Genomic DNA, 13757 nt, shown 5'->3' on the forward strand with positions numbered 1-13757 from the left:
GTTCAGGTGCGGCTTCGTGCGCTCAAACTTCTCCTTTGCCATCTCCGATTCCTCCCCAAAAGTACTCGTCTTCCGTCATTAGGGGGTTCGACACCGGATGCTACGCTCAAGCGACAGCGACGCGCCCCCAATCGTCCGGATATTGTAGCAAAGAAACGCCACATATCCCACATGCAAACGCCCGAAAGAAACAAAAAGTCCGAAAGAAACAATCTTCCGGACTTCGCTCGCATCATGGAGCCGACTCCCGGACTCGAACCGGGGACCCCATCCTTACCATGGATGTGCTCTACCTGCTGAGCTAAGTCGGCACAAATATGGTGGTGGAAGTTGGATTTGAACCAACGTAGGCTCTCGCCGACAGATTTACAGTCTGTTGCCATTGACCGCTCGGCCATTCCACCACTTCGTACTGGTTTGACTGGAGCCGGAGGCAGGATTCGAACCTGTGACCTGCTGATTACAAGTCAGCCGCTCTACCAACTGAGCTACACCGGCAAAACGGAAGCCCTCGGAAGAAGCCCCTCAATCTCGCACAATACGGTCATGCATTGTACCGTCAGCCCGTCCTTTTGTCAAGCGAGGGCTACAGTCCCGCAAAGCAAGGTTCAAGGCAGGTCTGGAGTTGGTCCTCAGTTCAAATTGGGAACAGGACATAAGTGTAGAACATCGCCAGCAGGCCGAGGAACAACATCAGGAGGATCGAGGGCATCAGGGTCTTCCGGATGACCTCCCCCTCGCGTCCCAGGATCGCGACACAGGCGCAGACCGCCACGACGTTATTCGGGCAGATCATGTTCCCGATCGCGCCGCCTGTATTTTGGGCAGCTACCACGGTGACGGGATTTAGCGCCAGGGTTTTCACCGCCTCCATGTGCAGAGGATTGAACATAAGGTTGGACCCCAAGTTGGTCCCTGTGATGAACCCTCCGATCTGCCCGATCAGGACTGCGGCCATGGGATACAGGATGCCTGCAGCCGCACTGAGAGTTTTAGCCAGAGCACTGATCTGACCGGAGAGCTTCATGCAGTTGACCATTGCCAGCAGGAAGCCCATGGCTAACAGTGCCGGGACGACCTTTTTGAAAGAGTCCTTCATGGCCTCGACGAGATAATAGGCATGGCGGAAGATGAAAGAGGCAAGGACGGCACTGACCAGAATGACGCAGCCAACCCAAACCGTGTAGCCGCCCCCGAAGGCGATCAGGTATTTGAGCGGGACGGAGAGGCGGACGACCACCAACAGCACACACAGGATGAAGTATGGGGACAAGGAGAAGAGGAAGTTCCCCAAGGAGTGCGCTTCCTGGCTCTCGGTGTGCTCCAGACGATACTCCGCCGGTATGGCAAGAAGGTCCTCCCGGCGGAGGGTCAGGTAGGTGCTGTAAAGGAGGGTGCTCACAAATCCGCCCAAAAGGCTGGTCAGCTCTGTAATCTGAATGAAAACGTTGCTGATGGCAAAATTGATGGCTCCCGTGAGAAGCCCCAGGACCAGGATATCTCTCCATATCCCCCTGAAGGCCCTGCGGCCGAAGACGAAAGCGATCATCAGGACGGGTAGCAGGATGTACTCGAAGCAGGCCAGACGTCCGGTCATGGCAGAGGCCTGCATGAAATCCACAAACTTTCCCGCGCCAACGACCGTGGTAACTCCTGCACCTCCCCAGCTAACCGGCGCGGAGTTCCCCATCAAACAGGCCGCCGCAGCAATTACGGGGTTCATACCAAGTCCAACCAAAAATGGAGCCGCTAGCGCCGCGGGAGAACCGGCCCCTGCAGCTCCCTCCAAAAAGGTCCCGAAAGGGATGGCGAGCAACAGCACCATCAGCCTCTTGTCGGAGGTGACATGAGCGAGGCCGTTGCGGATTCGGTCCATGGCCCCGGCCTTCAGCATCACCTGCAGCATGGTGAACGCCGCAAAGATGATCCAGACGATCCTTAGTCCGTCTACGATGCCGGATGCGCTGGTTTCAAGAAGGCCCGAGGCGGAGCCTGAGAAGAAGAGCAATCCGCTGAGGAAAGCGATCAGCCAACAGGCGGGGGCTACGACCTTAGAAGGAAGATCGAAACCGGCCATCCCGATCAAGATCGCCGCTATAGGCAGCAGGGCCAGAACAAAATGAAGCATGAATCCACATCCTTTTCTTAAAATCATCTTGAAAAGTTAGAAACGGGATCGCGGCAATAATTAAGGGAAAAACGGATCAGCCTCCTCGGAACTATCCTCAAATCTGGCATATGGGTTCAGTTCGCAGCGTCGGGTAACGATTCGTCCCGGATACGCCATCCTTTCAACGATCTTCCAGGCCCCATACGCTAAATAATGAAGTATACCCCCAAATCACAGTTTTAAGAAGACCATCTGGCGACTCATCTTTTTTGCCTGTGTCTTTGAAGAAAAACCCAAAATAACGGCTTTCGGCATGGTAGAATCTTAAAATTAAAACGCGCGGCACTTTTCGGCGGCTGTTTCGCCAGCGATCTTTTTTTATGGTTGAGCTAACTGAGAAACGGCCCGTCGGGTCTGGAGGCAGGGAGATGCAAGATAAAGTTCTGGTCACAGGATTTGAACCCTTCGGCGGCGAACCGATCAACCCTGCTGGCGAAGTTCTGAAACTCCTTGAGGGGAAGACGGTGGAGGGATGCCAAATCGTCACGAAGGGAATCCCTACGGTGCGCTTTCTCTCCTTGGAGATGCTTCGGTCGGCCGTGGCCCGTGAAGACCCGATGATCGTCATCTCGCTGGGGCAGGCGGGAGGGCGCTCTGAGATCACGCCTGAACGTGTCGCCATCAACGTCGATGATTTTCGCATCCCGGATAACGCCGGGAATCAGCCGGTGGATGAGCCCGTGATCGAGGGCGCTTCCACGGCCTACTGGTCCACCTTGCCCGTCAAAAGCATGGTACGGGCAATACGGGACGCAGAGATTCCCGCTTCGGTTTCAAACAGTGCGGGTACCTTTGTATGCAACCACCTTTTTTATGGCTTGATGCACCTCTTGGCGGAAGAAGGCAACGCGCGTCGAGGGGGATTCATTCACATTCCATACATGGCCGAACAGGCCAGGCGTTTGGGAGAAGAAAACGGCCTGCCTGTGGCGACGATGGCCAGAGGAATCGAGGTCGCGATCCGAGCGGCGCTAACCGCCCGCGAGGACATCCGTGAGGTCGGCGGCCGGCTCCATTAGGGCTTGAATTTGGATAAGATTATTGACGTACTCCCACGAAATAAAATTCATGGGAGTTTAAGCGAGCCTACCTCGATTCACAGTGCACCCCGCTTCCCGAGCGGAGGCATCTACGAAGGCAGCCGACCGAAGCCGGTCTTATGTCTTCCCCGATATAAGTAGTGAAGCATTGCATTTCAAAGAAATTGAACAGGAGGGTTTCTATTCATGAGGATCAGGAAATTATTGTTCGTGACCGGGACGTTCACAGCAGTGTTTGCCGCGGCTGTTTTGGTGGGGATAGTCTTTCTTCAATTGCGCCAAGCCGAGCAACGCAAGGCTTTTGAAGAACAACTTGAATTTATCGAGCTTTCCCACTCCCTGAGCGCGGCGTCGGACTATCTGACGCAGGAGGTGCGCTACTACGTCCAGACGGAGGACAAAAAGCATTTCGACAACTATTGGCGTGAGGTCAACGAAACGCGCCGCAGGGAGAAGGTCATTGCGAGGCTGAAGGAGCTGGGGACGCCTGCCGAGTATCTGGAGCTTCTGGAAAAGGGCGCGGCGGAATCCAACAGTTTGGCCAAGCTGGAGGGCGTTGCGATGAAGGCACTGGAAGACGGAAATCGCGACGAGGCTCAGCGCTTGCTTTTTGGGCAGGATTACGAAAAAAGTAAGGACGTAATCGAAGGCTACGTTGGCAACTTTCAAAAATCTGTGCGTCAGATGCTGGCTGAGCGGGTGGAAGCAATTTCCAGTGTCTTCACTCGGGATCTCAATTTGATGGTCGCAGGCACGGTGCTTTTAATCCTCCTCATCCTTGGAACCTTTGTCATCCTGTACCGCAGGCTGTCCCGGATCAGTCGCCTGATGGACGACCTGTCCCAAAGCGCCGGAGATCTGACCCAGCGCCTCAGCGTGTCCGGAAGCGATGAGGTGGCGGAGATCGCTTCCCATGTCGATGACTTCATCGAAACGGTCCAGAAGATCGTCGTGGAGGTTGCCCACGCGGTGGCCTCCCTGACCGCTTCGGCAGAGGAGCTGAGCTCCACAAGCACCCAGACCGCCGACGTCGCCAGCAGCTTGGATGTTTCCATCGGAAAGGTGAATGAAGCCGCTCTTACGCAGGCCCGGGACGCGGAGGCGGGGGCCTCGAATATCAAAGTGTTGGGGGACCTGATCGACGAGGATCTGAGGCGAGTCGCCATTCTGGGGCAAGATGCCGACACGGTTACGGCGCTGGTATCGGAGGGGATCGAAGCCCTGAAGAAACTGAATGCGTCGGCTTCCGAGAGCACCGCGCTGTCCACAAAGGTGTACGAGGCAATCACCGAAACCAGCGTGAGCGTTTCCGCGATCTCAAAGGCCAGCGAGATGGTTCGTGGCATCGCGCACCAGATCAACCTCCTGGCGCTGAACGCAGCGATAGAGTCGGCACGGGCAGGAGAGGCAGGAAAGGGGTTCTCCGTGGTGGCTGAGGAGGTACGGAAGCTGGCGGAGGAAACTTCGACCTTTACGGACGAGATCACCCGAACGATCGGCGGACTGCTCAACAGAGCGCAGGAGGCCGTCGACCTGATCAAACAAACGCAGGCTTTGGTGGAGATTCAAAACGACCATATTCAGAATACAAACGACCGTTTCAACGGGATCTCGAACGCGATCAAAAACGTCATCCAAACCTCGAAGGAGTTGAACGAGGGTGGATTGAAGATGAACGACCAGAAGGCTCAGGTGGTGGATATCATCTCAACCCTTTCGCAGCTTGCCAACGACAACGCCGCAGTTACCCTCAAGGCAGCGGAGTCCATCAAAGGACAAGCGGCCTCGATCAGCATCCTCTCAAAGGCCAGCTACGAGGTTGCCGTGATGGCCGAACGTATTATGGAAACCATCACCCGGTTCAAGTATTAACGGCAAACTCCTGCCCCGATGAGGTTGGCGTTTTGACGTCAGCCTCATCGGGGCTTTTTGTTGCCTTTTACCGGGGCTGGCCCTATCCCCTACTCCTCTGCGTTCCACCAAGGAGGCGACGGAATCCCCGAGGAAATAGCGACCGGCCGAAAAGGCCAAGCCCCCGATCGTCGCCGCGGCCACACAGAGGACAGTGCCCAGGAGAGAGCCGAAGCCAGGGGGTAGTGTGCCGGCATCCCGCTTCGGCAAAAAACTACTCGTGGCCTTCCGGCTCCAGTTTGTTGGCTGGGTTCTTGCTCCAATCGATAACGCTTCCCTTGTAGTTCTTCACCTTTTTGGCGTCAAAGCCAAAATCCCTCACCAGCGCCTCGGCAAACTGGCTGCTCTGATTCCCCCTGTTACAGTAGACGATAATCTCGGCGTCCTTGACGATTCCGACCTTCTCCAGGGCCTCCGCGGCCCCCTCCGCCTTCAGGTTCGCCAGGGGGAAGTTAACGGCCCCGGCGATGTGCCCGCCGGGGATCCCCTCGCGCGGCGACTTGCCGTTATAGATGTCCTCCGTGCGGACGTCCACCAGCACGAACCCCGGCTGCCCAACCTTCTCCTTCACGTAGGCCTGATCGACGGCGTCGATATTCGGCCCCCAGAAGGCCTGCGCCGACGCCACAAGGCACAGCACGAACAACACCGCAAGCAACGACCTGTTACACTTTCTCATCACTGACCACTCTCCCTGAAAAATAGATACGATCACACAAACGGCGCGAACACGCCGCCAACAGCTTCCGATGACGCCCACGACATCGTCCGTCCCGGGGGCCCGCAGCACGGCGCGGACGTAGGCCTCGCGGCGCTGCTCCTCCAGCCTTTCAAACAGGTTCATTTGCTCAGCAGGGCGGCGCCGATGGCGCCCGCAAAGCGGGCCTCCGGGGTCGTTCGCACGGGCGCATTCAGGACCTTAGAAAGCTTGCGTAGCATCATGGCGCTGTCGCAGAACCCTCCGGTGAGGAAGTAGGCATCGTCTGCGGCCTTTCGCGCCACCTGCACCGCCACCTTGGCCACTACGGAGCCCACGGCGCCGCAGGCGATGTCCTCCCGCGGCGTGCCCTGCCCCATCAGGCTCACGATCTTGGACTCGGCAAAGACCGTGCACATGGAGGAGATCGTGATCTCCCGTCCGCGCTCCGCCAACTCGAACAGCTCCGGCAGGGTAACCCCCATGCGGTTGGCCATGATCTCCAGGAACTTGCCCGTCCCGGCGGAGCACTTGTCGTTCATGATGAAGTCCGCGACGCGGCCTCTTCTGACGAGGATCACCTTGGTGTCCTGGCCGCCGATGTCGATGACGGTGAGGTCCTCGCCGCCGAGGAAACAGGCCCCTCTGCCGTGGCAGGTGATCTCTGTCAACGTGTCGTCGGCATAGGGGACGGAAACGCGCCCATAGCCGGTGGCCGTGATGCGGAGCTCCTCCCTCCGGCAGCCCGCCGTTTCTCGGCCGTTCCACCCGCTGGGCATGAGCTTGCGGGCCAGAATCTCGTCCTTGCCGTCATTCATCACCACGGCCTTGCTGGCCGTGGAGCCGATGTCGATGCCTGCGTAGAGCATGTGATGTACCCCCCTGCCCCTGTGCGGGGGCCAAGTCCTTTTTAGCGCGAATTGGCTTCGGCTCACGTGTTCATGCGATGGATGAACTTTTGAACGCGCGGGTTGTCGCTGCCAAAGATATCCTCCGGGCTTCCCTGCTGCAGGATATAACCCCCGTCCATGAACAGGATGCGGTCGGAAACCTCCCGGGCGAAGCGCATCTCGTGGGTCACGATCAGCATCGTCGTCGTGTGCCTGGCCGCAAGAGAACGGATGAGCTCCAGCACCTCGCCCAACAGCTCCGGGTCCAGGGACGACGTGGGCTCGTCGAATAACATGACCTCCGGCTTTACCGCCATGGCCCGGCCGATGCCGACGCGCTGCTGCTGCCCTCCGGACAGGTGGGCTGGATAGGAGTCCTTCTTCTCCTCCAGTCCGATGACCCGCAAAATGCGCAGAGCTTCCTCCCGCGCCTCAGCCTCAGGGACGCCCTGCACCTGCGTCATGGGCTCCATGACGTTCTGCAGCGCCGTCTTGTTGCGGAACAGGTTGTAGTTCTGGAACACCATGGCGGTCCGGCTGCGCAGGCGGGCGATGTCCTTGCGGCTTCCCCCTGGCTCCCGCACCACGACATCGCCGATGGCGATGCTGCCGCAGGTGGGTTTTTCCAGGAAGTTGATGCAGCGCAGGAGCGTAGACTTGCCGGTCCCGGAGGGGCCGATGATCGAAACGACCTCGCCGCGCTGAGCGGTCAAGTCGATCCCCTTAAGGACCTCCAGGACACCGAACTTTTTGACGAGCCCGGAAACGGTGAGAACGGTCTTTTGTTCCATCATCGGGCCTCCTGAAGGTAGGGCCTGTTCAGATATCGCTCCAGGAGGGACTGCCCGTAGGAAACGAGGGCGAGGATGACCCAATACACGATGAGCAGGGCGACGAACCCCTCCAGGTAGCGATACGTCAGGTTGACCTCGTTCTTGGCGCAGGAGGTCATGTCCATGACGCCGACCGTAAAGGCGAGGGACGTGGACTTGAAAAGGTTGGCAAAGGAATTGACCATGCCGGGGAGAGCCACGCGGGCCGCCTGAGGGATCACGATGCGGCGGATGGTCTGCCACGGGGTCATGCCGATGGAGATGCCCGCCTCGAACTGCCCTCTGTCCACCGAGCTGATGGCCCCTCTGATGTTCTCGCCCATGTAGGCCGCAAAGCTGAGGGAGAGGACGATCACCGCGGCCCAGAAACTGGAGAGCCCCCTGATGGTTGCCGAAACCTGTGCGAACCCGTAATAAAAGACGAAGAGCTGAGCGATAAAGGGGGTGCTGCGAAAAAAGGAGGTGAACACCACGGAGAACTGCTTCAGCACGGGGATGTTATAGTATCGGGACGCCGCGAGGACAAACCCGAGCAGCACGGCGAAAAAGAGCGAAAGGAACGCCATGGAGACCGTGTTTTTGAAGCCCAGAAAGATGATGGAGAACATCTTTAAGAAATAGTCAAACTGAAAAATCATGGACTCTCTCCCTCTCTTTTTCTATCGAAATTCAAAAGACGGCAGACAATCCGGCAACGGAGGTCTGCCGCCTCATCCGCGTTTTCACGCGTCAGGGTTACTTCCCCTGCTTTTCCCGATACTCCTTCGCATACTTGCTGTCCATGACGTTCATGCCGAACCACTTCTCGCAGAGTTTGGCGTAGCTGCCGTCCTCAATCATCTGCGTCAGGATGTCGTCTGTCAACTTCAGGAGCATACGACCCCGATCGGTCCGGGCAAAGGGATAGGCGTTGACCTCGATGTAGATCGGGTTCTCGGCATCCACGGACTTGAGTTTCAGCTCAGGATTTTTCTTCAAGCGCCAAGGCAGTATGAGATAAGCGAAGGGGACAGCATCCACGCGCCCCGCAGCAACCTCCTGAAGGAGAATCCCACCCGACTCATAGGTGGATTTCTTAACCTTGTTTTCAGGGTCCAGAGCCGCGATGAACTCGTTCATCGCGCTGCCCTCGGCCAAGCCGATGCTCTTACCCTCCATGTCCTTCCAGGACTTGACGTCCTCGTTGGATTCCCTAACCGTCAGGCAGTAGGGGCTAAAGAAGAACGGCTGTGTGAAGTCATATTTCTGCTGGCGAGCCGGAGTTATGCTGATCTGCTTCGCGACGGTATCCACACGCCCCAGGTCCAGCTCTGCAAAGGTTGCCGGGTTGTCGAGCCGCACAAATTGGATATCATAACCGGACTTCTCGCCGACTATATGCCAGAACTCGATCTCAAAGCCAGACCATTCCTGCGTCGCTTCATCAAAGATGGTAAAAGGAGCGTAGTTCCCCGGAGTCGCAACCCGAATGACCCGCTCCGCGTCCTTTTCCGCGGCAACGGCCCACACAGCAGTGCCGACGACAAAGCCCAATCCCAGGGCCAACGCCAAAAACAAAATTCTTTTCATCTTCATCTTCCTCTCCTGTACAAAGCCACGGTCCACCAACGCAAAGGTCAACCATCCGCGTTCGTTCGAGCTTCTCCTGACCGCCTCCTGTACGGCCTGCATCACGTCATCATCTCAATGAAGGCGCCCAGGCGCGTTTCGATCTGCCCTCGATCCGACTGAGAGAAGTCGGTGTCGATTCGGAGGTAGGGAAGCCCCAACTCCTCGTAGACCGTCGCCTTCGTGTTCCAGGCTTCCACGGCAAAGGTGTGGCACCCCTGCAGGACCACCTCGACCACTCCATCGACCCTGTAATCCGCAACCAGATGCTTCAGATCGCCAAATCGCCCCTTGTTGGGCGTCATGACGGAGCAGTTGATCTTCAAATACCGTTCGGCCAGCGCCTCGTAAGGGTCCTTGTCCTCATCCACCATGAATCGGAGCGTCCTTGGCCCGGCGCAGTGGTCGGAGCAAACGTAGTCGGCCCCCATGTCCTCCATCCTGCGGATCAGCTTCTCACGCAGCCCCGTGTTGGGGCAGCCCGTAAGAAGGACCCTGGGACGATCCGGCGTCGTCTCTCGGACGCGAAGCCTGAACTCCCTGGTCTTTTCCTCAAGTTTCTCTATCAGACTGTCGTCCGTAAAATGAAAGTCGGCGGACTCGGAGACCGTCGTCAACTCATACCCGGAGACGGGGGACGGTTTAGCCTTGGCGACCTCATAAAGCTCTATCAGCGCCCTCCGAACGTTGTTGCGGTAGACGATGGCGTCGTGGAGCTTCTCGTCAGTGATTTCAACCCCTAAGAGCTCCTCCAGAAATTTTGCGGCAAGACGGACCTCCTCGGTCCAGGATTCTACGGCGAGGGCCTGATCCTTGCCCTGGGGCAGTTTCATGACGTGCACCGGTTTGATCTCGCCCAAGAGCTCGTACATCTTCTTCTTTCCGTCGCAGGTCGTCTCGGCAAGCACCCCGTCGGAGAAATAGAAGAATGGGCACTGATCGGTCATCGCCAGCCCGTAGCTGGACTTGATCAAAGGGCACAGGGTCTTGGGCAGCCTCGTCTCCGCCTCAAGGATGCCCTGCTCGCTGTTGCCGCAGAGGCCGACGGGGATAGCCCCCGCAGCGTGGATCAACTCGGTAGGGGTGTAGGAACAAAAGGTCCCGACGACCTTCTTCCCCTTCTTCTTGACCTCGTAGAGGGCCAGAAAGGCGTTCCTTCTCTTTTCATCGTAACTCTCGAAGTTCTTCGGCAGCGAAAGCATAGTTCTTTCCCCCTAAAAGACACACGAGAAGGCTTTTAAACTTCGCGCGTTTCTTTCGTACATAAAGAAGCTCATGAGGTTTCGACACTTCTCGGCTCAGCATCGCAAAACGAGGTCCTCTCCCTCTGCGCACGATTCAGGGAGCACATCCCCAATAAGGTACGCCCGCAGCCCCACCTCCCCCTGCAAATACTTGGGAAAGCGATTTTCAAGGCTTCTATTGGCTTGATTGACGAGAATTATGGAATGAGAGAACCCGTGAAGGGATGAAGACGAGAGAAAAGGGAGCCCGCTCCAGCGGCCTCCCCTCAAAGGAAAATCAAAAGAACGACAGCGCACAAAGCCGGTGCGTCAACTCCTGAAGAGCTTGGCCCGAACGGACAACTCCTTTATGGAAGGAATCCCCTCACGGCATGCATCCCGTGCATCCAAGCCATATCCTCAGGTGTATCCGCAACGCCGCATTCGGGGCCCCTCCTCTCTAAAGAACTCTTCGCGATACTTATACCTTACCGCCGGTGAAATGTCAATCAACGAAATCAGAGGGGTGGTGAAGGAAACGTCAGCCCTGTGGATCGCCCCTCAGCCACGCGGACAGGCGCCGGCGCAGCTCTGCCGCGCTCCCGCCGAACGTCTGGGCGAAGACCGACCCGCCCTTTTCGGCCAGCCGCGCCAGGACCGCACGCACCTGTTTCTGCCGATCGGGGGAGAGGGCCCGCGAGGCTTTGAGGATGGCGAAGGTGCTCCGCACCGGGGTTCGTCGCATCTCCTCCAGGGTCAACGCCCCCGTGGACTCGAGGACGCCGAAGACGGATTCTACAAAGCGACGCTTCTCCTCATCCGAGAGGTCCGCAAGCCAGGCCCGCACGGATCGCTCGAAGAACACGCTGAAGCCGCTCCTCCCCTCCGCCGGGAGGAAATGGTTTCCCCTGACCAGCCAGGACAGCGCGTCGTGCGCGGTCGGCCCCGCGTTCGCGCTCCGGATGATCCTGTGCTCCACGGCGCTGTCCATCAGGATGCCGACGAGGGAGTTCTCCGGGATGATGCTGAGGATTCGGGGGGCGATATCCCGGTAGGCCGGCAGCCGCGTGACGGCACTCGCGAGACCGGGACCGTCGTTCGTGAACACGTTCCGAATCCTCTTCCTGATCTCCTCATCGCAGAGGACGGAGGCGTAGACGGCGAAGTTGCCGCCCTTGGAGTGCCCCCCGACGCGGAGAGGCAGGGAGCCGCCTTGGAAGTGGTCGTTCAGGTATTCCACGGCCATCCTCTGACCGGGCGTTTCGGCCAGGTAGCTGAAGGTGCAATCCTCCCTCCACCCGACGAGGCTGTTGTCGGTGCCACGGAAGGCGGCATAGATCGTGTCGTCGCCGGGCCACAGCGTGATGGCCGCCATCTGCGCGATCTCCTCCGCGGAAACGTGGTTGCAGTACCAGGCCATCCGCATGTCCCGATACCGGACGGAGTCCGCAAGCGGGTCCAGCAGCAGTGGGGCGGGACCGATAAAGGTCCTCCTGGCCCGCACCTCCTCGCGCGTGTGCAGACGGAAGTACCGGTCGCGAACTGTGCGGACGGAAACGGGGTCCCCCCACGGCGTCACGACGCCCTCGAAGTCCGCATACGCCAGTTCGGAGAGGACGAGGTTGTCCACCTCGTTGAAGGGGTCCGCGGAAAAGGGGATGTCGCCCCGCCACTCAAGGTAGTCAAAGAGGTTCGCCCTCTGTCCTCGCCTCCTCCGCATAACGCTCCCCCTTTTACCGTCCCCTGAACGTGAGGACAGATACGAAAAGGGGCGGACCGGCCGCCCCTTTTAAGTTTTCGCTTACGGCCAACGCCGTCGTTTCCTTTATTTAGAAGTTCTTATCCTTTAAGGCTTCGACAAAGGGATTCTGGTACAGGCCGCCCTCGTCCAGCCCCGCGTCGGAACGGCGATCCTCGCGGGACTCCTTCCTGTGCTGCTGGCGCTCGTCGCGCTTGGGCTGCTGGGGCTCCACCGGCTCCTCCAGGGCGCTCAGGGAGAGGCGCATCCTGCGCTGTTCGGGGTTGACCTCGATCATGCGCGCCACGACCTCCTGCCCCTCATGCAGCACGTCGCCTGGTTTCTCGACGCGCCTGTTGCTGAGCTGCGAGATGTGGATGAGGGCCTCCACGCCTTCCTCCGCCTCCACGAAGGCACCGAACTCCGCGAGGCGCACGACCTTGACCTTGAGGTCCTGGCCCACGGCGTAGCGCTTGTCGATGTCCTTCCACGGGTCGTTGAGCTGCTTGTAGCCCAAGCTGATGCGGCACTTCTTCGGGTCCTCGCTCAGGGCGATATCCATCACCAGGACCTCCACCTCCTGCCCCTTGCGGAAGGTGTCCCTTGGATGCTTGATGCGGGACCAGCTGATGTCGCCGATATGGATCAGGCCCTCAATGCCCGGCTCCAGCTCGACGAACGCCCCGAAGTCCGTCACGTTGGTGACGACGCCCTTCATGACGTCGCCCTTGTGGATGCGCTCGCTGACGGTCAGCCACGGGTCCCCCTGAACCTGCTTGATGCTCAGGGAGATGCGGTCCTTCTCCTTGTCGAGGCCGATGACTTTGACGGTGACCTTGTCGCCCTTCTTGTAGAGGTCGCGGATGCGGACGTTGCGCTTCCACGTGATCTCACTGACGTGGACGAGGCCGTCCATGGCGCCCTTGAGGTTCACGAAGATGCCGAAGTCCGTGATGCTGCTGACCTCGCCCTCCAGGACGTCGCCCTCGTGGACTTCGTCGTAGAACTTCGCACGCTTCTCGGCGTTCTCCTTCGCCACGAGGTCCTTACGGGAAAAGACCAGGCGATGCTTCCGCTTGTCCCGCTCCAGGGGCTTGACCTCAAAGGTCTCGTCGATGAAGCTCGACAGGTTGGAGCCTCGGCCGTTCTCGGCGATATGGGACATGGGGATGAAGCCCTCCAGGCCACAGCACTCCACCATCAGGCCGCCCTTGACCTTGCGGAGCCCCTTCACCTGAACCGTTTCGTTCCCCTCAAGCAGGGCCTCAAGCTCGGCCCATCGACGGTCAAATTCGCTGCGCCACCGGCTCAGGAGAAGCTGCGCCTCCTCGCCGTCGCGGATCTTGACCACCTGGACCTCGATCTTGTCGCCCGTCTTCGGCTTCTCCACGTCCTCGATGAGGATGCGGTGCGTCCACTCCTTCTCGGGGAGCAGTCCTTCGCACTTATAGCCGACGTCGACGAGCCAGCCGTTCTCCGTTTCCGCGACGACGGTGCCGTCCTTGATAATCTCGCCCGGATGAAGGCGCGTCGCTACGTCGTACTCCTCCATCAGCTTGCCCTGATCCATCTCCTGCCCGTCGCTCTGCGAAGCCTGCTCCAGTTCCATATCCCTGTTCATTTCCTGTTCCATAATCCACATATCCC

The 13757-nt window shown here is 58.7% G+C and carries 11 protein-coding genes and 3 tRNA genes; 2 read left to right on the forward strand and 12 right to left on the reverse strand.

Annotated elements, in window-relative coordinates:
* Positions 1 to 235: 235 nt before the first annotated feature.
* From ACO41U_RS03530 to ACO41U_RS03545, 4 genes are all read right to left on the reverse strand, one after another.
* A tRNA-Thr gene (locus ACO41U_RS03530) sits at positions 236 to 311 on the reverse strand.
* Positions 312 to 318: 7 nt separating this feature from the next.
* Positions 319 to 404: transfer RNA gene (locus ACO41U_RS03535), tRNA-Tyr, on the reverse strand.
* Positions 405 to 422: 18 nt separating this feature from the next.
* Positions 423 to 498, reverse strand: a tRNA-Thr gene (locus tag ACO41U_RS03540).
* A gap of 139 nt (positions 499 to 637) precedes the next feature.
* Positions 638 to 2128 (reverse strand): L-lactate permease, encoded by a 1491-nt coding sequence (locus tag ACO41U_RS03545; RefSeq protein WP_298779281.1) that lies wholly within the window; start codon positions 2126 to 2128, stop codon positions 638 to 640.
* Between the two features lie 410 nt (positions 2129 to 2538).
* On the opposite strand from ACO41U_RS03545, the gene pcp reads away from it, so the two are divergent.
* Both pcp and ACO41U_RS03555 read left to right on the forward strand, forming a co-directional pair.
* A complete protein-coding gene (gene pcp / locus ACO41U_RS03550) occupies positions 2539 to 3189 on the forward strand; it encodes a pyroglutamyl-peptidase I (RefSeq protein WP_485941648.1) in 651 nt (216 codons plus the stop codon).
* Positions 3190 to 3396: 207 nt separating this feature from the next.
* Positions 3397 to 5082: a methyl-accepting chemotaxis protein gene (locus tag ACO41U_RS03555; RefSeq protein ID WP_485941650.1), complete on the forward strand. Its 1686-nt coding sequence runs from the start codon at positions 3397 to 3399 to the stop codon at positions 5080 to 5082.
* A 253-nt stretch (positions 5083 to 5335) separates the two neighbouring features.
* Here ACO41U_RS03555 and ACO41U_RS03560 read toward each other — a convergent pair whose 3' ends face one another.
* The 8 genes from ACO41U_RS03560 to ACO41U_RS03595 all read right to left on the reverse strand — a co-directional run bounded on the left by ACO41U_RS03560 (position 5336) and on the right by ACO41U_RS03595 (position 13743).
* Positions 5336 to 5800 (reverse strand): rhodanese-like domain-containing protein, encoded by a 465-nt coding sequence (locus ACO41U_RS03560; protein ID WP_485941652.1) that lies wholly within the window; start codon positions 5798 to 5800, stop codon positions 5336 to 5338.
* A gap of 161 nt (positions 5801 to 5961) precedes the next feature.
* A complete protein-coding gene (locus tag ACO41U_RS03565) occupies positions 5962 to 6687 on the reverse strand; it encodes an acyl-CoA dehydratase activase (protein ID WP_485941654.1) in 726 nt (241 codons plus the stop codon).
* A 62-nt stretch (positions 6688 to 6749) separates the two neighbouring features.
* Complete coding sequence (locus ACO41U_RS03570) at positions 6750 to 7502, reverse strand: amino acid ABC transporter ATP-binding protein (protein ID WP_485941656.1); 753 nt, start codon at positions 7500 to 7502, stop codon at positions 6750 to 6752.
* On the reverse strand, positions 7499 to 8179 hold the full coding sequence (locus ACO41U_RS03575) for an amino acid ABC transporter permease (RefSeq protein WP_298778906.1): 681 nt from the start codon (positions 8177 to 8179) through the stop codon (positions 7499 to 7501). The genes ACO41U_RS03570 and ACO41U_RS03575 overlap by 4 nt, the downstream gene beginning before the upstream one ends.
* A 97-nt stretch (positions 8180 to 8276) precedes the next feature.
* Positions 8277 to 9212: a transporter substrate-binding domain-containing protein gene (locus tag ACO41U_RS03580; protein ID WP_485941658.1), complete on the reverse strand. Its 936-nt coding sequence runs from the start codon at positions 9210 to 9212 to the stop codon at positions 8277 to 8279.
* Complete coding sequence (locus ACO41U_RS03585; protein WP_485941660.1) at positions 9212 to 10351, reverse strand: double-cubane-cluster-containing anaerobic reductase; 1140 nt, start codon at positions 10349 to 10351, stop codon at positions 9212 to 9214. Before ACO41U_RS03585 ends, ACO41U_RS03580 begins: the two co-directional genes overlap by 1 nt.
* A 562-nt stretch (positions 10352 to 10913) precedes the next feature.
* Positions 10914 to 12092 carry an Mbeg1-like protein gene (locus ACO41U_RS03590; protein ID WP_485941662.1) on the reverse strand — a complete coding sequence of 393 codons (1179 nt, stop codon included), beginning with the start codon at positions 12090 to 12092 and terminating at the stop codon, positions 10914 to 10916.
* 109 nt (positions 12093 to 12201) lie between these two features.
* Complete coding sequence (locus ACO41U_RS03595; RefSeq protein ID WP_485941664.1) at positions 12202 to 13743, reverse strand: S1 RNA-binding domain-containing protein; 1542 nt, start codon at positions 13741 to 13743, stop codon at positions 12202 to 12204.
* Positions 13744 to 13757 lie beyond the last annotated feature (14 nt).

The sequence above is a fragment of the Fretibacterium sp. genome (assembly GCF_057312375.1).